The sequence below is a fragment of the Stenotrophomonas sp. Ste96 genome, from assembly GCF_024519495.1.
Taxonomy (GTDB): domain Bacteria; phylum Pseudomonadota; class Gammaproteobacteria; order Xanthomonadales; family Xanthomonadaceae; genus Stenotrophomonas; species Stenotrophomonas bentonitica_A.
Map to the genome: position 1 here is coordinate 83,247 of NZ_JALJRX010000007.1, position 21,535 is coordinate 104,781.

The 21,535-nt window shown below is 66.3% G+C and carries 14 protein-coding genes; 8 read left to right on the forward strand and 6 right to left on the reverse strand.

Going from position 1 to position 21,535, the window contains the following annotated elements:
* Positions 1–653: 653 nt before the first annotated feature.
* The 5 genes from OC373_RS16125 to OC373_RS16145 all read right to left on the reverse strand — a co-directional run bounded on the left by OC373_RS16125 (position 654) and on the right by OC373_RS16145 (position 4,959).
* Entirely contained in the window at positions 654–1,199 is a 546-nt protein-coding gene (locus OC373_RS16125; RefSeq protein WP_261998083.1) for a hypothetical protein, read from the reverse strand.
* 509 nt (positions 1,200–1,708) lie between these two features.
* The gene (locus OC373_RS16130) at positions 1,709–2,212 is read right to left on the reverse strand and encodes a hypothetical protein (protein WP_019183498.1); all 504 of its coding nucleotides are present in this window, start codon (positions 2,210–2,212) and stop codon (positions 1,709–1,711) included.
* 39 nt (positions 2,213–2,251) lie between these two features.
* Positions 2,252–2,545 carry a LysM peptidoglycan-binding domain-containing protein gene (locus tag OC373_RS16135; RefSeq protein ID WP_070426094.1) on the reverse strand — a complete coding sequence of 98 codons (294 nt, stop codon included), beginning with the start codon at positions 2,543–2,545 and terminating at the stop codon, positions 2,252–2,254.
* A gap of 94 nt (positions 2,546–2,639) precedes the next feature.
* Positions 2,640–3,458: an NADPH-dependent 7-cyano-7-deazaguanine reductase QueF gene (gene queF, locus OC373_RS16140; protein WP_070426095.1), complete on the reverse strand. Its 819-nt coding sequence runs from the start codon at positions 3,456–3,458 to the stop codon at positions 2,640–2,642.
* Between the two features lie 169 nt (positions 3,459–3,627).
* Entirely contained in the window at positions 3,628–4,959 is a 1,332-nt protein-coding gene (locus OC373_RS16145; protein ID WP_070426096.1) for a M20 family metallopeptidase, read from the reverse strand.
* 230 nt (positions 4,960–5,189) lie between these two features.
* On the opposite strand from OC373_RS16145, the gene OC373_RS16150 reads away from it, so the two are divergent.
* From OC373_RS16150 to OC373_RS16185, 8 genes are all read left to right on the forward strand, one after another.
* Complete coding sequence (locus tag OC373_RS16150; RefSeq protein WP_261998084.1) at positions 5,190–6,428, forward strand: efflux RND transporter periplasmic adaptor subunit; 1,239 nt, start codon at positions 5,190–5,192, stop codon at positions 6,426–6,428.
* Between the two features lie 88 nt (positions 6,429–6,516).
* Entirely contained in the window at positions 6,517–9,756 is a 3,240-nt protein-coding gene (locus tag OC373_RS16155; protein ID WP_019183493.1) for an efflux RND transporter permease subunit, read from the forward strand.
* 34 nt (positions 9,757–9,790) lie between these two features.
* A complete protein-coding gene (locus tag OC373_RS16160) occupies positions 9,791–12,916 on the forward strand; it encodes an efflux RND transporter permease subunit (RefSeq protein WP_019183492.1) in 3,126 nt (1,041 codons plus the stop codon).
* Positions 12,917–13,159: 243 nt separating this feature from the next.
* A complete protein-coding gene (locus OC373_RS16165) occupies positions 13,160–15,229 on the forward strand; it encodes a TonB-dependent receptor (protein ID WP_261998085.1) in 2,070 nt (689 codons plus the stop codon).
* 146 nt (positions 15,230–15,375) lie between these two features.
* On the forward strand, positions 15,376–17,553 hold the full coding sequence (gene yccS / locus OC373_RS16170; RefSeq protein WP_070426101.1) for a YccS family putative transporter: 2,178 nt from the start codon (positions 15,376–15,378) through the stop codon (positions 17,551–17,553).
* Between the two features lie 170 nt (positions 17,554–17,723).
* Positions 17,724–19,613 (forward strand): MFS transporter, encoded by a 1,890-nt coding sequence (locus OC373_RS16175; RefSeq protein ID WP_261998086.1) that lies wholly within the window; start codon positions 17,724–17,726, stop codon positions 19,611–19,613.
* Between the two features lie 214 nt (positions 19,614–19,827).
* Positions 19,828–20,187, forward strand: coding sequence for a CD225/dispanin family protein (locus OC373_RS16180; protein WP_019185331.1), 360 nt, complete (start codon positions 19,828–19,830; stop codon positions 20,185–20,187).
* Positions 20,187–20,606, forward strand: coding sequence for a DUF2752 domain-containing protein (locus OC373_RS16185; RefSeq protein ID WP_261998087.1), 420 nt, complete (start codon positions 20,187–20,189; stop codon positions 20,604–20,606). The genes OC373_RS16180 and OC373_RS16185 overlap by 1 nt, the downstream gene beginning before the upstream one ends.
* A 9-nt stretch (positions 20,607–20,615) precedes the next feature.
* Here OC373_RS16185 and ampE read toward each other — a convergent pair whose 3' ends face one another.
* Positions 20,616–21,509, reverse strand: a complete 894-nt coding sequence (gene ampE, locus OC373_RS16190; RefSeq protein ID WP_019185329.1) for a regulatory signaling modulator protein AmpE — start codon at positions 21,507–21,509, stop codon at positions 20,616–20,618.
* Between the last annotated feature and the right edge of the window lie 26 nt (positions 21,510–21,535).

The window sequence follows — 21,535 nt, forward strand, 5'->3', positions numbered from 1 at the left end:
TAACTGTCTAGGTGCTGTGGTTGCGGTTGAAACTACACACACGGAAACCGCTGATTGCTGCCGCCAACTATTTGCGCTCTGAGACGCCGGACGCCTCGGCGATCAGATGCAGTGGCATGGCACCCGATCGGTCAGCCTTCACGAAGATCTCTTGCCGAGTGAATCGACCTCAGGTGTTCTGTCACAGACGCAGTGATGAATGCCTGTTGTGCGCCGGCCCTGTTCGATCGGATGGTTTCAACGATAAAAATTGCCGTGCGACACACTGGCAGTCACGCTGGGCCCGCGGGCATTTCCATTCCGTCCAGAGCGACGGGGATGCGTTGACTCGGTAGGCGGCACTGCCTTCAATCTCTCTTGCAGAGCGGGCAAAACACCACATTGCCTTCTTCGGCAACACGTCTGTCATTGAGGTCTGCTGCGCAGCCCAGGCAGTAAAGTATCCGTTGACTGCTGTTGCCTCTGCCAGCGGATCCGCCAGTAATGAATGTAAAGGGCATTTCCAAGCCCTGTACGAAAAGTCTGGAGACGCTGGTCAAGCGATTCGAAAACAGCCGAATAAGCAGAGTGTGCGGGAGTCCATGCGCATTCAGAGGCTGTTTTCATCGCAGCATGAACAAGTGTCAAGGTGTTCCCTACATAGCCTGGGATGTTCATGAAGGTTTTGCCAGGTCGTACTCTTGAGGCGCCTTCGCACTGCTTGTCAATCTTCCTCCTTTGGCTAGTATCTGCATTGCCTCTGGCCCAATGTAGTACGACTTGATTTTCTTGAAATTGGCTTCAATAATTTTTTTGATGTGGGCGAATAAGGTTTTTGCCGCTTTGGCTTCGCTTGTTGACGATAGCTCGCCGGCGATTAGAATTTGAGGCGCGTATCGGCCCCCAGGCTGGAGCAGGATTGCGTCAGGGTTATTGGTCGGATCGGCGATGTATCTGACTTCCCCACTGGCCGTTTCTAGCTTTCTGTAACTTATGTTGCACGATTCCATCCATACAAGATAACGCGGTGCCTGGGCCGAATCTGCTGGACACGGATCATTGAAGCCTTTGATTTCTCGGAGATGGCGCGTGATCTGCACTTCGTTACTGGAATGAGAACCTGCTCTAAGCCCGAATAGTTCATTTTTAATCTGAGCTTCGCGTAAGATTTCATGTAGATCATGGCTTGTTGCGTAAAAATTCACTCGCTTGGCTTTCATACTTTTAGCCCCTGGGTTTTGGGATTAAAAAAAGGGGGGGACAGACGGAAAGCTGGTCGCTGTGAACTGTCATTTTTGTATCGATAGAGGATCTTGGACGGGGCTGTTGCGGTGTCCATATGCGTGGACCTGACTAAAAGGCAGACGCGAGGAAGCCCCGCAAACGCCCCCTCCATGCACAATTCTACTTGCGCAGCATCCCGGCGCCAGTCTATATCGCCATTCTGCGACGATATGGCGGCCGCCATATACCAAGCCTCTCGGCTTCCTCAAGAGGCTCCAGAAAAAATATGCTTTTCCACAACAGACGGGAACGTCTCACTGCAAGGGCCGCAGGGGTTCGCGCCCGGGCGCACGGGTGTGCGCGCAGCGCTCGCCTGACAACGGCCGACGCGCTTGGAATTGCTCAGGGCTCACACCATCCCGACGAAAAAGAACCATAAAAAAGACGCAGCCTCGCGGCTGCGTCCATCGTGAGCCTGTTGCCGGGAGAGAGTCGGCGTCTAGGCTTACTTGACCTCGAACTCCTGCGGCGATCCAGCCGCCTTACCATCTACCGTGACTTCCGCGCGGTACTTGCCCGCCGGCCAGCCATTGGCATTCTTGAAGGAGATGTTGGTGGTCTCGGCACCGGTGGTATTGACCACCTGGTTCTGCTCGCCGGCGACCTGCCCGTTCTGGAAGGTCAGCTTGGCCGCGACGTTGGCGTTGTTGGCGCTGCCGTCCGTGCGGATCGAGACGATGATGTCGTCCTTCGGCGCGAACAATGCGGCCGAGGTGACGGTCTTGTCCGCCGCAGCGGTCTTGCCCACGGTGACGGTCGAAACGGTCACGCCGGTGGCAGCGGTCATCGGCTGCGGCGCGGCTTCGGTCATCGGAGCCGGTGCGGCAGGCGCGGTCGCCGCCGGCTGTGCGTTGTTATCGGCGGTGTCTTCTTTCTTCTTGCAGCCAGCCAGGGCCACGGTGGCCAGAAGCGCAGCGAGAACGGCAGTACTGATGGACGACTTCTTCATGGAGGTTGCTCCCTGTGTGATGGTGGGCAGTAAAGTGGATCAGGCTTTGGGCGGCAGTTTCAGGGTCTGGCCGGGCTGGATCTTGTCCGGGTCGTCCAGCACGTCGCGGTTGGCCTCGAAGATGCGCTTCCACGCATTGGCATCGCCCAGTTCCTGCTTGGCGATCTTCGAGAGCGAATCGCCCTTCTGCACCGTGTAGGTGCCTCCGACCTTCTCCGCGGTGGTATCCACCGAGGCGGTCACACCCGAGAAATCGACCTGATCGACTTTCTGCGCGGTGGTGTCAACGCTGGCGCTGACACCGGAAAAGTCGACTTTCTTATCGGTACTCATCCATACACTCCCGTCTTGATTGACGACATGGGAGGCACGGTGTCACAGCCCTTGTTAATGGGGCATGGCGTGGATGTGAAGACGTGCGGAACGCCTACTGGCGCAGGTCGCGGACCGTCCGCGCCGGGGCAGCGATGCCCGGGCTGGCCCGCCACGGGTTGATGTCCAGCCCGCCGCGGCGGGTGTAGCGCGCTTCCACTTCCAGCCACTGTGGCTGGCAGCGCTGGGTGATCTCGCTGAAGATCCGCTCCACGCACTGCTCATGGAACTCGGCGTGTTCGCGGTAGCTGATCAGGTACTTCAGCAGGCCGTCGCGGTCGATCTTCGGGCCGCGGTAGCGCACGCTGACACTGGCCCAGTCCGGCTGGCCGGTGACCGGGCAGTTGGACTTGAGCAGCGCCGAACTCAATGTCTCGGTGACCACGTCATCGGCATCGGCGAACAGGAATTCCGGCGCCGGTGGGCCGTAGCGCTCGATGGCCACGTCGCGCTCGTCCAGCGATTCGCCCTCGGCTTCTTCCACCAGCGGTGGCACCCCGAACACGACCGTCACCACCGCCCCCGCACAGGCCGACAGATCGCGCGTGATGCACAGGCGCGCAGCCGCGTCATCGTCGAAGCGCGTGCTGTTGAGCGAGTTGAGGTACAGCTTGAATGACTTGGATTCGATCAGGTTCGGCGAGGTGCACGGCACGCTGACCGTGGCCACCGCCACGCGCGGCTTGCCGCGCCCGTCCAGCCAGCTCAGCTCATAGGCCTGCCAGCGGTCATGGCCGACGAACGGCAGCGCCGCCTCGTCCAGGCCGATTTCTTCGCGGGCGCCGCGGCGCGGGATGGGGAAAAGCAGGCCGGGATCGTACTGCGACGGGTAAGCCACCTCGCGACCGAGGCTGGAGTCCTGGGGGGTATTCATGCCGCCATTTTACGCCGGTAGGCGCGCGGCGTCCGGCGGCGAAAACGAGAGGCCGCGGCGACCGGGTGATTGCCTCCCGGCCAACGGGAGGGTCGGAACCCTCCCGCCCGTGCCGGTTCTCGCCCCGGCCAGCGGCCGGGACCTACCGTCTACCAGCCGTCGTCTGACGTCAGCCCGCGCCAGGCGCCGCAGCCGGCGTCCCATTGAGGTAATCCAGGCTCACCTGCAGCAGCGCGCGCAGGCCTACATCCAGTGCTTTCTCATCGAGCAGGAACTTCGGCGAATGGTTGGCCGGCGCCGTGGCCGGATCGATCCCCTCGCCGGTCGAGCCGACGAAGAAGAACATGCCCGGCACCTGCTGGGCATACAGCGAGAAGTCCTCGGCGCCCATCTGCAGCGGCGGCTCGTAGACATTGCCTTCGCCCACCACGGCCTGCAGGCTCGGCAGCATCCGCGCGGTCAGGGCCGGGTCGTTGACCGTGGCCGGGTTGCCTTCGGATTCGTAGATCTCGGTTTCCGCCTTGGCCCCGTGCGCGGCCGCGGTGTGCTCGGCCACGTTGCGCAGGTCGGCGAAGATCTGCTGGCGCATGCCCTCGTCGAAGGTACGGATGGTGCCGACCATCTCCACTTCATCGGGGATGATGTTGTAGCGGATGCCGCCCTTGATCGCGCCGAAGGTCACCACCGCCGGCTGCTTGGAGAGGTTGGCGCGGCGGCTGACGATGGTCTGCGCGGTGCCGACCAGGTCGGCCGTGGCCACGATCGGGTCCACCCCGTTCCACGGCGCCGAGCCATGGGTCTGGCGGCCGATCACCTTGATCCCGAACCGGTCCGAGGCCGCCATCAGCGGGCCGCCGCGCACCGCGATCTGGCCCGCGGGCACGCTGGAGAACACGTGCAGGCCGAACACCGCCTCGGGCTTGAAGTCCTTGAACAGCCCTTCCTTGAGCATCAGCGCCGCACCGCCCTCTTCCGGCGGCGGCGCGCCCTCTTCGGCGGGCTGGAAGATCAGCATCACTTCGCCGGGCAGGTTCGCGCGCATCTTCACCAGCGCGTCGGCCACGCCCAGCAGGGTGGCGGTGTGGGCATCGTGGCCGCAGGCGTGCATCACCCCGACGGTCTCGCCGCGGTAGGTGCTGGTGGCCTTGGAGGCGAACGGCAGGCCGGTCTGTTCGGTCACCGGCAGGGCGTCCATGTCCGCGCGCAGGGCGATCCGCGGGCCGGGCTTGCCGCCCTTGATGATGGCCACCACGCCATGGTGGGCGATACCGGTCTGCGGCTTCAGGCCCATCGCGCGCAGGCGCTCGGCGACCTTGGCCGAGGTGCGTTCCTCGCGGTTGGACAGCTCCGGGTGCTGGTGGAAATCGCGGCGCCAGTCGATGACCTGGGCCTTGAGGCGGGTCGCGGCGGCCGCCACTTCGGGGCGTTCGGCGGGGGCGGCGGCGGCCAGGCCGGGGGTGGCCAACAGCAGGGCGGACATCAGCAGCGACAGACGGGGCATTGCAGGTCTCCACGGGGCAGGACAACGGTCGAACCTGAATGTAGGGCATCCGGAACCGCCGCGGTGTAACTTTCTGCCCCGGCGAACGTTCATGGGGGAACCTCACCCGTCACATCCGGTCTGATCGCCCGTCCCATCCGTCATGCATGAAAGGCCACGGGCGACGAGTATGCTTTGCGCCTAGCCAACCGGGGCCCCCGCCCTCCGCCAGCCCCCTCAGGAGTTATTGAATGTCGCGTTTCTGGAAGATCGTGCTGCTGGTGGTCGCAGTGCTGGTGGTTGCCGTCATGGGTGTGCGCCTGATGGGCGGCAAGAAGGGAGACGCGGCAGGTCCGGCAGCCGAAGGGCGCCAGGGCGGTGATCCGGCCAATGCAGGCCCGGTGCCGGTCACGGTGATCGAGGCGGCGCGCCAGGACGTGCCGGTCTATGCAAGCGCACTGGGTACGGTCGCGGCGATGAACACCGTCACCGTGAGCCCGCAGGTCGGCGGCCAGCTGATCAGCCTGAACTTCAAGGAAGGCCAGGAAGTGAAGAAGGGCGACCTGCTCGCCCAGATCGATCCGCGCACCCTGCAGGCCAGCTACGACGAGGCCGCGGCGGCCAAGCGCCAGAACCAGGCCCAGCTCGCCACCGCCCGCTCCAACTACCAGCGCTCGAACTCGGCCGAGTACCGCCAGTACGTGGCCAAGACCGACCTGGATACCCAGCGCAACCAGGTGGCCCAGTTTGAAAGTGCCGTGGCGGCCAACGAAGCCAGCATGCGCGCCGCCCAGGTGCAGCTGCAGTACACCCGCGTGACGGCGCCGATCTCGGGCATCGCCGGTATCCGTGCAGTCGATGCCGGCAACATCGTCAGCGCCGGCACCGCGCTGGTGACCCTGACCCAGATCCACCCGATCCACGTCGTGTTCAATCTGCCCGAGCGTCAGCTGCCCGCCGTCCGCCAGGCCCAGGCCGCCGGCGCGGTGGCCATCGCCGCGCTGGACCGCAACGATGCGCACGTACTGACCGATGGCGGCAAGCTGGACGTGGTCGACAACCAGATCAGCAGCGACAGCGGCACCTTCCGCGCGCGCGCCCTGTTCGACAACGAAGACAATTCGCTGTGGCCGGGCCAGTTCGTCAACGTCCGCATGCAGCTGCGCACCATCGCAGGCGGCGTCGTCATCCCGACCCAGGCCGTGATGCGTGGCCCGGACGGCGAGTACGTCTATATCGTCAAGCCGGACAGCACCGTGGCCATGCAGACGGTCAAGAGCGGCGTGGAAGTCGGCGACAGCCAGGTGCAGATCACCGAGGGCCTGAAGGGCGGCGAACGGGTCGTGAGCGAAGGCCAGTTCCGGCTCAAGCCGGGCGCCAAGGTCACTGCGCTCAAGCCCGGCGAACCCCCCGCCGCACCGACCGAAGCCGAGCTCAAGGCCGCCCAGCAGCAGGGTGGCGGTGGACGCCGCGGTGGCGGTCCGCGCTGATCGCGCCCGCCCTGTGTACCTGACGCCGGCCCAAGCGCCGGCGTTCGCCTGATCCAACGCAGCACGACGCACCAGCAAGGACCCGCCCGTGGGCTTTTCGACGATTTTCATCCGCCGCCCGATCGCCACCTCGCTGCTGATGGCAGGCCTGCTGCTGCTCGGCATCCTCGGTTACCGCCAGCTGCCGGTGTCGGCGCTGCCCGAGATCGATGCGCCCAGCCTGGTGGTGACCACCCAGTACCCCGGCGCCAACGCGGTCACCATGGCCTCGCTGGTGACCACGCCGCTGGAGCGCCAGTTCGGGCAGATTTCCGGGCTGGAGATCATGACCTCCGATTCGTCGGCGGGGCTGTCCACGATCATCCTGCAGTTCTCGATGGACCGCGACATCGACATCGCCGCGCAGGACGTGCAGGCTGCGATCCGCCAGGCCACCCTGCCCTCCTCGCTGCCCTACCAGCCGGTCTACAACCGGGTGAACCCGGCCGACGCGGCCATCGTCACCCTCAAGCTCACCTCCGATACGCGCCCGCTGCGCGACGTCAACAATTACGCCGACTCCATCCTCGCCCAGCGCCTGTCGCAGGTGCAGGGCGTAGGCCTGGTCTCGATCGCCGGCAACGTGCGCCCGGCCGTGCGCATCCAGGTCAACCCGGCGCAGCTGTCCAACATGGGCCTGACCCTGGAAGACCTGCGCAGCGCGCTGACCCAGGCCAACGTCAACGCGCCCAAGGGCTCGCTCAACGGCAAGACCCAGTCCTACTCGATCGGCACCAATGACCAGCTGACCAGTGCCGCCGAGTACCGCGACACCATCATCAGCTACAAGAACGGCCGCCCGGTGCGCCTGTCCGATGTCGCCAACGTGGTCGACGGCGTGGAGAACGACCAGCTGGCCGCGTGGGCCGATGGCAAGCCGGCGGTGCTGCTGGAAGTGCGCCGCCAGCCCGGTGCCAACATCGTGCAGACCGTCGAGCGCATCCGTACGCTGCTGCCGCAGCTGCAGAACGTGCTGCCGGCCGACGTGCACCTGGAGATCTTCAACGACCGGACCGAGACCATCCGCGCCTCGGTGCATGAAGTGCAGTTCACCCTGATTCTGACCATCGGCCTGGTGGTGGCGGTGATCTTCGTGTTCCTGCGCCGCCTGTGGGCCACCATCATTCCCTCGGTGGCGGTGCCGCTGTCGCTGGCCGGCACCTTCGGGGTGATGGCGTTCGCCGGCATGTCGCTGGACAACCTCTCGCTGATGGCGCTGGTGGTGGCCACCGGCTTCGTGGTCGACGATGCGATCGTGATGATCGAGAACATCGTGCGTTACATCGAACAGGGCAAGAGCGGCCCCGAAGCAGCCGAGATCGGCGCACAGCAGATCGGCTTCACGGTGCTCTCGCTGACCATCTCGCTGGTGGCGGTGTTCCTGCCGCTGCTGCTGATGCCCGGCGTCACCGGCCGCCTGTTCCATGAGTTCGCCTGGGTGCTGAGCATCGCGGTGACGCTGTCGATGCTGATCTCGCTGACGCTCACCCCGATGATGTGCGCCTACCTGCTCAAGCCGGACGCGCTGCCTGAAGGCGAGGATGCGCACGAGCGTGCCGCCGCGGCCGGCAAGACCACCGTGTGGTCGCGCACCGTCGGCCTGTACGAGCGCAGCCTGGACTGGGTGCTCGATCACCAGCCGCTGACCCTGGCCGTCGCCGCCGGTGCGCTGGTGCTGACCGTGGTGCTGTACATCGTGATCCCCAAGGGCCTGCTGCCCGAACAGGACACCGGCCTGATCACCGGCGTGGTCCAGGCCGACCAGAACATCGCCTTCCCGCAGATGGAGCAGCGCACCAAGGCTGTGGCCGAAGCCCTGCGCAGCGATCCGGCGGTGACCGGCGTGTCCGCCTTCATCGGCGCCGGCACGATGAACCCCACGCTCAACCAGGGCCAGCTGTCGATCGTGCTCAAGGAGCGCGGCGACCGCGATGGCCTGGATGAGATCCTGCCGCGCCTGCAGAAGGCCGTGGCCGGCATCCCCGGCGTGGCGCTGTACCTCAAGCCGGTGCAGGACGTCACCCTGGATACCCGCGTGGCGGCCACCGAGTACCAGTACTCGCTGTCGGACGTGGACAGCGCGCAGGTCGCGCTGCAGGCCACCCGGCTGACCGAAGCGCTGCGCCAGCGCCCGGAACTGGCCGACGTGGACAACAACCTGTCCAACCAGGGCCGCGCGCTGGAACTGACCATCGACCGCGACAAGGCCAGCGTGCTCGGCGTGCCGATGCAGACCATCGACGACACCCTGTACGACGCCTTCGGCCAGCGCCAGATCTCCACCATCTTCACCGAGCTCAACCAGTACCGCGTGGTGCTCGAAGTGGCGCCGGAATTCCGCACCAGCACCGCGCTGATGAACCAGCTGGCGGTGGCCTCCAACGGAGCCGGTGCATTGACCGGCAGCAACGCCACCAACTTCGGCCAGGTCACCTCGTCCAACTCGTCCACGGCCACCGGCATCGGCGCGCAGAACACCGGTATCCCGGTCGGTGCGGGCAACATCATTCCGCTGGCCGCGCTGGCCGAAGGCAAGGTCACCAGCACCCCGCTGGTGGTCAGCCACCAGCAGCAGCTGCCGGCGGTCACGGTGTCGTTCAACATCGCGCCGGGCTACTCGCTGTCCGATGCGGTCAAGGCGATCGAGGAAACCAAGGCCGGCCTGGACATGCCCTCGCAGGTGCATGCGCAGTTCATCGGCAAGGCGGCAGAGTTCACCGGCAGCCAGACCGACGTGGTGTGGCTGCTGCTGGCCTCGCTGGTGCTGATCTACATCGTGCTGGGGGTGCTGTATGAAAGCTACATCCACCCCTTCACCATCATCTCCACCCTGCCGCCGGCCGGTGTCGGCGCGCTGCTGGCGCTGATGGTGTGCGGGCTGCCGCTGTCGGTGGATGGCATCGTCGGCATCGTGCTGCTGATCGGCATCGTCAAGAAGAACGGCATCATGATGGTCGACTTCGCGATCGAGGCACGCCGCACTGGGGCCAACGCGCATGAAGCGATCCGCCGCGCCTGCCTGCTGCGCTTCCGCCCGATCATGATGACCACCGCTGCCGCGATGCTCGGTGCATTGCCGCTGGCGCTGGGCACCGGCATCGGCTCGGAGCTGCGCCGCCCGCTGGGCATCGCCATCGTCGGCGGCCTGCTGCTCTCGCAGCTGGTCACGCTGTACACCACCCCGGTGATCTACCTGTACATGGAGCGATTCTCCGAGCGCCTGCGCCAGCGCCGCGAACAGCGCGCGCTGCGTCACGGCCATGGCCCGGTGCAGGAGCCGCAGGCGTGATGACGAGCACCGCAGACTGCCGCCGGGGCGTTCGATGAACATCTCCGGCCCGTTCATCCGCCGCCCGATCGGCACCGCCCTGCTGGCCATCGGCCTGTTCGTGGTGGGCGTGATCTGCTACCTGCAGCTGGGCGTGTCGGCACTGCCGAACATCCAGATCCCGGTGATCTTCGTGCACGCCAACCAGGCCGGCGCGGACGCCACGACGATGGCCTCCACGGTGACCGCGCCGCTGGAGCGCCACCTCGGCCAGCTGCCCGGCATCGACCGCATGCGCTCGTCCAGCTCCGAAGGCAGCTCGCTGGTCTTCATGATCTTCCAGAGCGACCGCGACATCGACTCGGCCGCGCTGGACGTGCAGACCGCGATCAACTCGGCCCAGTCCGACCTGCCCGCCGGGCTGGGCACGCCAATGTTCCAGAAGGCGAACCCGAACGACGACCCGGTCATCGCGATCGCACTGACCTCCGAAACGCAGTCGGCCGACGACCTCTACAACGTGGCCGATTCGCTGCTGGCCCAGCGCCTGCGCCAGATCACCGGCGTTTCCTCGGTGGATATCGCCGGCGCCTCCACGCCGGCGGTGCGGGTGGACGTCAACCTGCGCCTGATGAATGCCCTCGGCCTGACCGCCGATGACCTGCGCAATGCGGTGCGCGCGGCCAACGTGACCTCGCCGACCGGCTTCCTCACCGATGGCAACACCACCACCGCGATCATCGCCAACGATTCGGTCGCGCGCGCCGCCGATTTCGCCCAGCTGGTGATCAAGACCGCCGACGATGGCCGCGTGATCCGCCTGCAGGACATCGCCAACGTCTACGACGGGCAGCAGGACGCTTACCAGGCCGCGTGGTTCAACCACAAACCGGCGGTGGTGATGTATGTGTTCACCCGCGCCGGCGCCAACATCGTGGAGACCGTGGACCGGGTGAAGGCGCAGATCCCGACCCTGCGCGACTACCTCGAACCGGGTACCACGCTCACCCCGTATTTCGACCGCACCCCGACCATCCGCTCCTCGCTGCATGAAGTGCAGATCACCCTGCTGATCGCGCTGGCCATGGTGGTGCTGACCATGGCGCTGTTCCTGCGCCGGCTGGCCCCGACCCTGATCGCGGCGGTGACCGTGCCGCTTTCACTGGCCGGCGCGGCGCTGGTCATGTACGTGCTGGGCTTCACCCTGAACAACCTGAGCCTGCTGGCGCTGGTGATCGCGATCGGCTTCGTGGTCGACGATGCGATCGTGGTAATCGAGAACATCATGCGCCACCTCGACGAAGGCATGCCGCGCATGCAGGCCGCCCTGACCGGCGCGCGCGAGATCGGCTTCACCATCGTCTCGATCACCGCCTCGCTGGTGGCGGTGTTCATTCCGCTGCTGTTCGCCGAAGGCATGATGGGCGCGTTCTTCCGCGAGTTCACCGTCACCCTGGTCGCGGCCATCGTGGTCTCGATGATCATCTCGCTGACGCTGACCCCGGCGCTGTGCAGCCGCTTCCTGAGCGCACATGCCGACGCCGGTGCGCCGAGCCGCTTCGGCCGCCTGCTCGATGCCGGCCACGACCGCATGCTGCGGATCTACGTGAAGCTGCTGGATTTCTCGCTGCGCCACGCGCTGCTGCTGTCGCTGACGCCGCTGCTGCTGATCGGCGCGACGGTGTTCCTGTTCGGTGCGGTCAAGAAGGGCGCCTTCCCGCCGCAGGACACCGGCCTGATCTGGGGCCGTGCGAATTCCAGCGCCACGGTCTCGTTCGAAGACATGGTCAACCGCCAGCGCCGCATCACCGACATGCTGATGGCCGACCCGGCGGTGAAGACCGTGGGCGTGCGCCTGGGCAGTGGCCGCCAGGGCTCGAGCGCGCAGTTCAATGTTGAACTGAAGTCGCGCAAGGACGGCCGCCGCGAGACCACCGCCCAGGCCTTGGCCCGCCTCAGCGCCAAGGCCGATCGCTACCCCGACCTGCAGCTGCGCCTGCGCGCCATCCAGGATCTGCCCAGCAATGACGGCGGTGGTGCCAGCCAGGGCGCGCAGTACCGTGTCTCGCTGCAGGGCAACGACCTGGCCCAGCTGCAGGAGTGGCTGCCCAAGCTGCAGGCCGCGCTGAAGAAGAACCCGAAGCTGGCCGACGTCGGCACCGACGTGGACGCCGCCGGCCTGCGCCAGAACATCGTGATCGACCGAGCCAAGGCCGCCCGCCTGGGCGTGTCGGTCGGTGCCATCGACGGCGCGCTGTACGGCGCCTTCGGCCAGCGCCAGATCTCCACGATCTACTCGGACATCAACCAGTACAGCGTGGTGGTCAACGCCCTGCCGGAGCAGACCGCGACACCCGGCGCGCTGGACCAGATCTACGTACGCGCCGGCAATGGCGAGATGGTGCCGATCACCGCGGTGGCCGAACAGGTACCGGGGCTGGCACCGTCGCAGATCACCCACGAGAACCAGTACACCACGATGGACCTGAGCTACAACCTCGCCCCCGGCACCAGCATGGGCGAGGCCAAGGCCATCATCGACAGCACCGTCAACGGCATGCGCATGCCCGGCGACATCCGCCTGGCCGACGACGCCGGGTTCGGCTTCGATTCGGACCCGATGGCGATGCTGATCCTGGTGATGGCGGCGATCATCACCGTGTACCTGGTGCTGGGCATGCTGTACGAGAGCCTGATCCACCCGGTCACCATCCTCTCCACGCTGCCGGCGGCAGGCGTCGGCGCGCTGCTGGCGCTGTACGGCACCAACACCGAACTGTCGGTGATCTCGATGATCGCGCTGGTGCTGCTGATCGGCATCGTCAAGAAGAACGCGATCATGATGATCGACTTCGCGGTGGTGGCGCAGCGCGAGCATGGCAAGACACCGCTGGAAGCCGCCCGCGAAGCCAGCATCGTGCGCTTCCGCCCGATCATGATGACCAGCATGGTGGCGATCCTGGCTGCGGTACCGCTGGCCATCGGTCTGGGCGAAGGCTCCGAACTGCGCCGCCCGCTCGGCATCGCGATGATCGGCGGCCTGCTGTTCTCGCAGAGCCTGACCCTGCTCAGCACGCCCGCGCTGTACGTGATCTTCTCGTGCCTGCGCGAGCGCTGGGTGGCCCGCCGGGCGCGGCGCCGTGAGAAGCGCGCGTTGAAGCGGGCCGCCGCCGCGCGGTAGGCATTGCATCGGTAGGTACCGACCGTTGGTCGGTGCGCCCCTGTCGGTATCCCCGGCCGGTGCGCACCGGTTTGACGCGACGTAACAAAACGACAACAATTCTCATCCAGCCACGGTCCTGCGTCGCCCACTGCGATGCCCCCGCTGCCGGTTCCCGGCCAGCCTGCGCGATCCAGCCATCGACCCTCCCCCGCCCTCTGTAGATCGCGGACGGCGTTGTGCTGTCCGCCAAGGAACCCATCGATGCTGTCGTCCTCCCTGCCCCGCCTGGCCACGTTGGCCGTTGCACTGTCGCTGGCCTGCGCCGCCCATGCCCAGTCCGTACCGGACGGCACCGCGCGGGCGCGCTCGGCCACCGACCTGGACGCGATCAAGGTCACCGCCGAACGTACCCACACCGATACCGGCGCCCTCGGCGACCGCGCCGTGCGCGATACCCCGTTTGCGATCTCGGTGGTCGGCCGCGAGGACATCGAAAAGCGCCAGGTGGTCTCGCTGGGCGAGGCCTTCCTCACCGATCCTTCGGTGGTCACCCAGGTCAGCGCCTACGCCAGCGGCTGGAGTTCGCCGATCCGCAACCGCGGCATCGATCTCAGCTACGACAGCTACCGCGTCAACGGCCTGCAGGTGTCCTCGTGGGGCACCGAATGGCCGCTGGAAGTGATGGAACAGGTGGAACTGCTCAAAGGTCCCGGCGGCTTCATGTACGGCTTCGGCCAGCCCGGCGGCATCGTCAACTACGTCACCAAGAAGCCGACCGAGATCACCACGCTGTCGGCACAGCTCGGCTGGCGCGAGGCGGGCATCGTCAGTGGGCAGCTCGATGTGGGCGGACGCTTCGGCAACGAGGACATGTTCGGCTACCGCTTCAACGCGTACCAGGAGAAAGGTGAAACCTTCAACGGCGGGGAGGTGAACCGCAAGGTCGGCGCCCTGTCGCTGGATGCACGCCTGACCGACCGGCTGACCTGGACCTTCGATGGCGTGTTCCAGTCGCGCGATCTCAGCAACGAGTCGCCGCAGTATTACTTCATCGGCCTGACCGAGCTGCCGCGCCCGCTCGCGGGCGACATCGACAACAGCATCGATGGCAGCTACTACGACACCCGTTCCAGCCTGCTCTCCACGGCGTTGAACTGGCAGATCAACAGTGACTGGAAGGCCAGCCTGAGCTATGGCGTGACCACCTCATGGAACGACGTCAACAAGATCTTCGCCTATATCGATGACGTCAACGGCGATTACAACGTCAACACCTACGAGCTCGGCGGCAAGAGTGAGTGGAAGCTGGCCCAGGCGATCGTGCAGGGCCGCTTCCAGACCGGCCCGCTGTCGCACCAGGTGGTCGCCGGCGTCTCCCATCAGACCGGGCTGGGCTGGGACCGTCCCTACGAGTGGAACACCATCGGCCGCGGCAACCTCTACCAGCGCCCGACACTGCGTCATGATGCGGTCGGCTCGCGCGTGCTCAGCCGCGGCAGCGAAACGGTGCAGCAGGCGGCGTTTGTCAGCGATACCGTCAGCTTCGCCGATGGCTGGTCGCTGCTGGCCGGCGCGCGCTACAACGACTTCGAGAACAAGGGCGCGTACCACACCTATCCCGTCACCCCGACCTACGCCCTGATGTACAAGCCGGCCGATGCAGTGACGCTGTATGCCAGCTACGTGGAATCCCTGGAAGCCGGCAGCCGCGTGGGCAGCGATTACATCAACGCCGGTGACGTGCTCGACCCGACCATCAGCAAGCAGTACGAGATCGGCGCCAAGATCGAGTACCCGCGCTGGAATGCCAACGCCGCCGCCTTCCGGCTGGAGCGTGGCGCGAACATCGACCTGCTCACGCCCACCGGCAAGCTGCTGGTGCAGGACGGCATCACGCTGTACGAAGGCGTGGAAGTCAGCGGCGACGTACGCCTGACCGATGCCTTCACGCTCGGTGGCGGCGTGACCTGGCTGGACCCCACCTACGACAAGCTCTCCCCCGACAGCGTCGCCCAGGAAGGCAACCGCACCGCCGGCGCCGCCCGCTGGCAGGGCGTCCTGCACGCCGACTACAGCGTCCCGCAGGTCGAGGGCCTGAGCGTGTATGCACTGGCCCGTTACTACGGTGACGTCTATTACGACGCCGACAACACGCTCAAGCTGCCCGACTACACGCTGGTCAACGCCGGTGTCGGCTACCGGATGCAGGCCGCCGGCCATCCCGTCACCTGGCGCGCCGGCGTGGAGAACCTGGCCAACAAGAAGTACTGGTCCAACGCAGGCGTCGGCCTGCCGCGCACCTTCGCGGTAAGCGTGCGCTGGGACATGTAACCGGAAGCACACAGGTAGTGCCGGCCGCTGGCCGGCTCCTCGGCATTGTCGGGAGCCGGCCAACGGCCGGCACTACCGTCGGCGGTAGAGGTGTCCCCTTCACTCCGCACCGGCAATAATGGCGGCCTCTCTTCCGCCGAGTCGCCATGCCCTCGTTCGAAACCCGCGTCAGCCGCCTGTGGGCACATGAAAAGGCCAGCTATGGCCTGCGGGTATTCATCGCGTTGTCGGCGGCCATGGGGCTGTGCTGGTACCTGGACCAGCTGCCCGCCCTGCCCGGCGTGTTCCTGGGCATCATCGCCAGCGCGATCGCCGAGACCGACGACAACTGGTGGGGCCGGATCAAATCGGTGGCGCTGTCGCTGCTGTGCTTCGTGGCGGCCGCCGCGGCGGTGGTGGTGCTGTTCCCGCATCCGTGGTGGTTCATCACCGCCCTGGCCGCGGCCACCTTCGGGCTGACCCTGCTCGGCGCGCTCGGCGAGCGCTATGCCTCGATCGCGCAGGCCACGGTAACCCTGGCCATCTACACGATGATCGGGCTGGAACAGCACGGTGCCGCCGATCTGCCCCAGGCGATCAATGCCGTGAGCCACCTGCTGGCCGGCGCGGTCTGGTACGCCCTGCTCTCGATTCTGTGGACGGCGTTGTTCGCCAATCGCCCCGTGCGCGAGCGCGTGGCACGCTTGTATCTGGAGCTGGGCCGCTACCTCAAGCTCAAGGCCGATCTGTTCGAACCGGTCCGCGATGCGGACGTGCAGAAGCGCCAGCTCGCCCTGGCCGAGCAGAACCGGCGCGTGGTTGAAGCCCTCAACATCGCCAAGACCGCGATCCTGGCGCGCTTTGGCCGCTCCGGCCGGCCCGGCGTGCAGTCCGGCCTGTACCTGCGCCTGTATTACATGGCCCAGGACTTCCACGAGCGCGCCAGCTCCTCGCATTACCCCTACGGCGCGCTGACCGAAGCGTTCTTCCACAGCGACGTGCTGTACCGCTGCCAGCGCCTGCTCGCGCTGCAGGGCGAAGCCTGCGCCAATCTCGGCCAGGCGATCCGCCTGCGCCAGCCGTTCCAGTACGGCGAGCGCACCAAGCAGGCCACCGCCGACCTGACCGATTCACTGAGCTGGCTGCGCGCCCAGCACAATCCCCAGTGGCAGCGCCTGCTGGCCTCGCTGGAACTGCTGGGCCACAACCTGCAGAGCATCGAACGCCGCCTGTCCGAAGCCGAGAAGTCCGAATCCACGCTGGACAACGTGGACACCCGCCTGCGCGATACCAACCCGCACACCCTGCGCGAGATGGGCGTGCGTATCCGCCAGCAGCTCACCCCCGGCTCGGTGCTGTTCCGGCATGGCCTGCGCATGGCGCTGGCGCTGATCGTCGGCTTCGCGGCGATCCGCCTGTTCAACGCCCAGAACGGCTCCTGGGTGCTGCTGACCATCGTGTTCGTGTGCCGCCCGCACTTCGGTGCCACCCGCCAGCGGCTGGCGCAGCGGATCGCCGGCACCCTGATCGGCCTGGTGCTGACCTGGGCGCTGATGCAGTTGTTCCAGGACCTGCGCATCGAGCTGCTGATCGCCCTGCTTTCGGCGCTGCTGTTCTTCTTCACCCGCAGCGATCGCTACCTGGTGGCCTCGGCGGCAATCACGGTGATGGCGTTGACCTGCTTCAACCTGATCGGCGATGGCTTCCTGCTGATCTGGCCGCGGCTGGTGGATACGCTGCTGGGCTGTGCGATCGCCGCGGCGGCCGCCTTCCTGATCCTGCCCGACTGGCAGGGCCGCCGCCTGAACCTGGTGATGGCGCGGGTGCTCGACAACTGCGCCAGGTACCTGCACGCCGTGCTCGGCCAGTACGGCAGTGGCATGCGGGACGATCTGGCCTACCGTATCGCACGTCGCGACATGCACAACGCCGATGCGGCGCTGTCCACGGCCCTGTCGAACATGCTGCGCGAGCCTGGCCACGTACGCCGCAACCTGGATGCGGGGTTCCGCTTCCTGGCGTTGTCCAACACGCTGCTCGGCCATCTCTCCGCGCTGGGTGCGCACCGCACCCAGCTGGACAGCTACGGCCAGGACCCACTCGCCTTGTCCGGCGGGGAACGCGTGGAGCAGGCGATGCAGCAGATCGCCAGCGCGCTGCAGCAGCGCGAGCCGGTGGCCGAAGACGCCAACGACGGCGACCGCGCCCTGGCCGAACAGCTGGAGCAGATCCCGGACGACATGCCGCCCCAGCTGCAGCTGATCCGGACCCAGATGGGCCTGATGCTGCGCCTGCTGCCCAAGCTGCGCGGTGCCGCCAACGAGGCCGCGCGCACGCTGCGGTAGGTATCGACCGTTGGTCGATACGGATGTTGAACGTCTCACGGCCTGTTGAACGTTCTCACGACCAACGGTCGTGAGCTACCCAGGACGGGGCTGCCTGCCCCGAACCGCGGCGCTGCCATGCTGCGCCAACAGGGAGAATGCTAGGCTGCGCCGGTTCGCAAGGAGTCTCCATGTCCGGCCATAGTCAGTTCGCCCTGCTCAGGCAACGCCGTTTCCTGCCGTTTTTCATCGTCCAGTCGCTGGGCGCGTTCAACGACAACGTCTACCGCCAGGCGATCATCGCGCTGCTGTTCTTCCTCGGCACGCCGATCGAAGAGCGCTCGCTGTACACCAACCTGGCACCGGCGATCTTCATCCTGCCGTACTTCCTGTTCTCGGCGCTGGCCGGGCAGATCGCGGAGAAGCTGGAGAAGTCGCGGCTGATCGTGATCACCACGACCATGGAAATCGCGATCATGTCGCTGGCCGCGGTCGGCTTCCTGAGCGAGAGCATGCCGGTGCTGCTGGTCGCGCTGTTCTGCACCGGCATGCAGTCCACCCTGTTCGGGCCGGTGAAGTACTCGGTGTTGCCCTCCATCCTCAAGCCCGAGGAGCTGACCGGCGGCAACGGCCTGGTCGAGATGGGCACCTCGCTGTCGATCCTGACCGGCATGATCGCTGGCGGTCTGATCTTCACCCTGGCGGGCAGCCATGGCCCGATCGTCGCCGCGACCGCGGTGATCGTACTGGCCGTGGCCGGCAACCTCACCGCGCGGATGATCCCGAAGGTCGATGCTGGCGCACCGGACCTGAAGATCAACTGGAACCCGCTGCCCGAGTCGCTGGCGGTGCTGCGCATGGCCAAGAAGCAGAAGGCGGTGCGCAACGCGATACTCGGCGTGTCCTGGTTCTGGTTCGTCGGCACCATGCTGACCTCGCAGCTGCCCACCTACGCCGAAATCAATCTAGGCGGTGGCTCCACGCTGTACATCTTCGCGCTGGCGCTGTTCTCGCTCGGCACCGGCACCGGCTCGCTGCTGTGCGAAAAACTGTCCGGGCGCACCGTGGAAATCGGCCTGGTGCCGCTGGGCGCGTTCGGCATGACCGCCTTCATGCTCGACCTGTACTTCGCACGTGCCGGGGAAGCCGCCGCCGCCGGGCTGTCGATCTGGCAGTTCGTACAGGCGCCGGGCAGCGTGCGCATCATCATCGACCTGATCGGCATCGGCCTGTTCACCGGCTTCTTCGTGGTGCCGCTGTTCGCGCTGATCCAGAGCCGCACGGCCAAGTCGGAGATGTCGCGCGTGTTCGCCGCGCTCAACATCCAGAACTCCGGTTTCATCGTGCTGGCCGCAGGCCTGGGCCTGCTCACCCAGCGGGTGCTGGACTGGACCATTCCGCAGCTGTTCCTGGCCCTGGCGATCGCCAACGCCGTGGTGTCGATCTACATCTTCACGATCGTCCCCGAATTCCTGATGCGCTTCCTCAGCTGGGTGATGGTGCGCGCGCTGTACCGCCTTCGCCCGCACGGGATCGAGGCCAACGTGCCGGACGAGGGCGCGGCGCTGATCGTGTGCAACCATGTGAGCTACATGGACGCGCTGATCCTCTCGGCCACGATCCCGCGCCCGGTGCGCTTCGTCATGTACTACAGGATCTTCAACATCCCGGTGATGCGCTGGATCTTCCGCACCGCCAAGGCGATCCCGATCGCCGGTGCACGCGAGGATCCGGCGCTGATGCAGGCTGCGTTCGACGAGGTGGACAAGGCATTGGCCGAAGGCGAGCTGGTCTGCATCTTCCCCGAGGGCGCATTGACCCGTGATGGCCAGATGGGCGCGTTCAAGTCGGGCGTGGAGAAGATTCTCGAGCGCCGCCCGGTGCCGGTGGTGCCGATGGCGCTGCGCGGCATGTGGTCGAGCATGTGGAGCCGGCGCGACACGCGCCTGGGCCGGATGCGCGTGCCACGTCGGTTCCGCGCGCATGTCGAGGTGGTCGCGTCGGCACCGATCGCCGGCGAGGTCGCCACGGCCCCGATGCTGGAGACACAGGTGCGGCAGCTGCGGGCTGACCAGGCGTGAGTCCTGCCCTGCCTGCATGTAACCGTATACATGGACGCGGGTACATCGGTTAGATTACCGCCCGGGGCACCTCGCCCGCGCTGGCCGGCGCGGGCGGACGCTCGATGCCGGACATTGCCGTCGTGTCACCTGTTGCCGATCGTGCCTCATCGCGTGTGTTGTTCGCCCCGGATCCATCCCGTACACACCCACCCAAGCAAATGGAGCTTCGCTGATGAATGCCACCGCCCCCCTGCCGCCCGCCCCGGGCAGCATTCCGAACCACCTGATCTGGTCGATCGTCGTCACCATCCTGGCGTTCTTCGTGTGCTGCCTGTCGTGCCTGAGCTTCCCGGGCATCGTCACCGGCGTGGTCGCGATCGTGTTCGCCAGCAAGGTCAACGGCCTGCTCAACCAGGGCGACCTGGAAGGCGCACGTCGTGCCTCCAAGAACGCCAAGATCTGGGCGTGGGTCACCACCGGTTTCCTGATCGCCGGCGTCGTGCTGTTCGTGATCTCGCTGGCCTTCATGGGCGTTGACGGTTACATGCAGCAGATGCAGCAGTTCCAGCAGCAGATCGAAAGCGCCAGCTGATGATCGCGCTGCACGGCAAGCGCTGGTTGCTGGCGACCCTGCCGCCGGCCGCCTTGGCCGCCGGCGCGGGGTTCTGGGTGCTGCGGCACTACGACCCCAACAGCGCCAGCAGTCCGTTCCCGCCGTGCAGCTTCCTGGCCGTTACCGGCTACTACTGCATCGGCTGCGGGCTGACGCGTGCACTGCACGCGCTGGCCCACGGCGATGTGGTCGCCGCGTTCTCGATGAATCCCCTGGCGATGCTGATGCTGGCCGTCGCCCCGCTGGTGATCGGCTGGGCACTGGGCTGGCGCCCACGCGTGCTGCAGCCGCTGATCACGCTGTTGATGAAACCGGCGTTCTGGCTGATCCTGCTGCCGGCCTACTGGATCGCACGCAACCTGCCATGGGTGCCGTTCACCTGGTTGGCACCGGGCTGATCCCAACCGCTAGGTGACCCAGCCGGCGATCACCAGCAGCGCCAGCACCGCCATCCACAGCAGCAGCATGCGCCACACCAGGCTCATCGCATCGCGCAGTTCCGGCAGCCGACGCCATACCGGCACCATGCCCGCATCGCTGTAATCGTGCGCATCCTCGCGCAGCTCGGCACTGACGCTCGCCCGCGCGACCGCGCCAAGGAAGTGCGTGGAGGCGGCCCACTGGTTGCCATGCGCCTCGCGCCACGCCTTGAATGCGGTATCGAAGTTGCCGACCAGCGCCATCGACAGCGACATCAGCTGCGCCACCGGCCATTCGAGCCAGGACAGCACCACGCGTGCACCGGCGACCGCTTCCACGCTGGCCAGCGAGCGCATCGGGCCGACCGCCAGCAACGCCAGCAGGCGATACAGCAGCGCGCCGACCGGGCCCAGCAGCAGGAACCAGAACAGCACCGCGAACCAGCGCCGCAGCGCGTTGAGCACCGTTGCTTCGACGAGCGAGGGGACGTCTTCGTGCAGGCTGCCACCGGCGGACTGCAGCTGCGCGATCGCCAGATGACGCGCATGGGCGTCATCGGCATCGATCACCGCCTCGACATCGCGGTCCAGGTCGCGCGGGCCCCAGCACATCACCAGCACCAGCACGCCCAGCAGCAGTGACGGCAGGCCGTACACCCGATCATCGAAGAGCCACTGGATCAGGCCCAGCACCACGACGAACGGCAGCACCGCCAGCCAGGCACCCTTGCGTCCGCGCCAGGCGCCGTCTTCGGCGGCATGCCGGTCCAGCCACTGCAGCCAGCGCCGGTAGAGGCCGAACCGCCGCAGCGCGACGGCCGCGCCCGGCGCGACATGGCCCAGGGCCAAGGCAACCAGCACGGCGACCAGGGTGGTGAACATGTAAGCCTCCGGCTCGGGACGTGGAA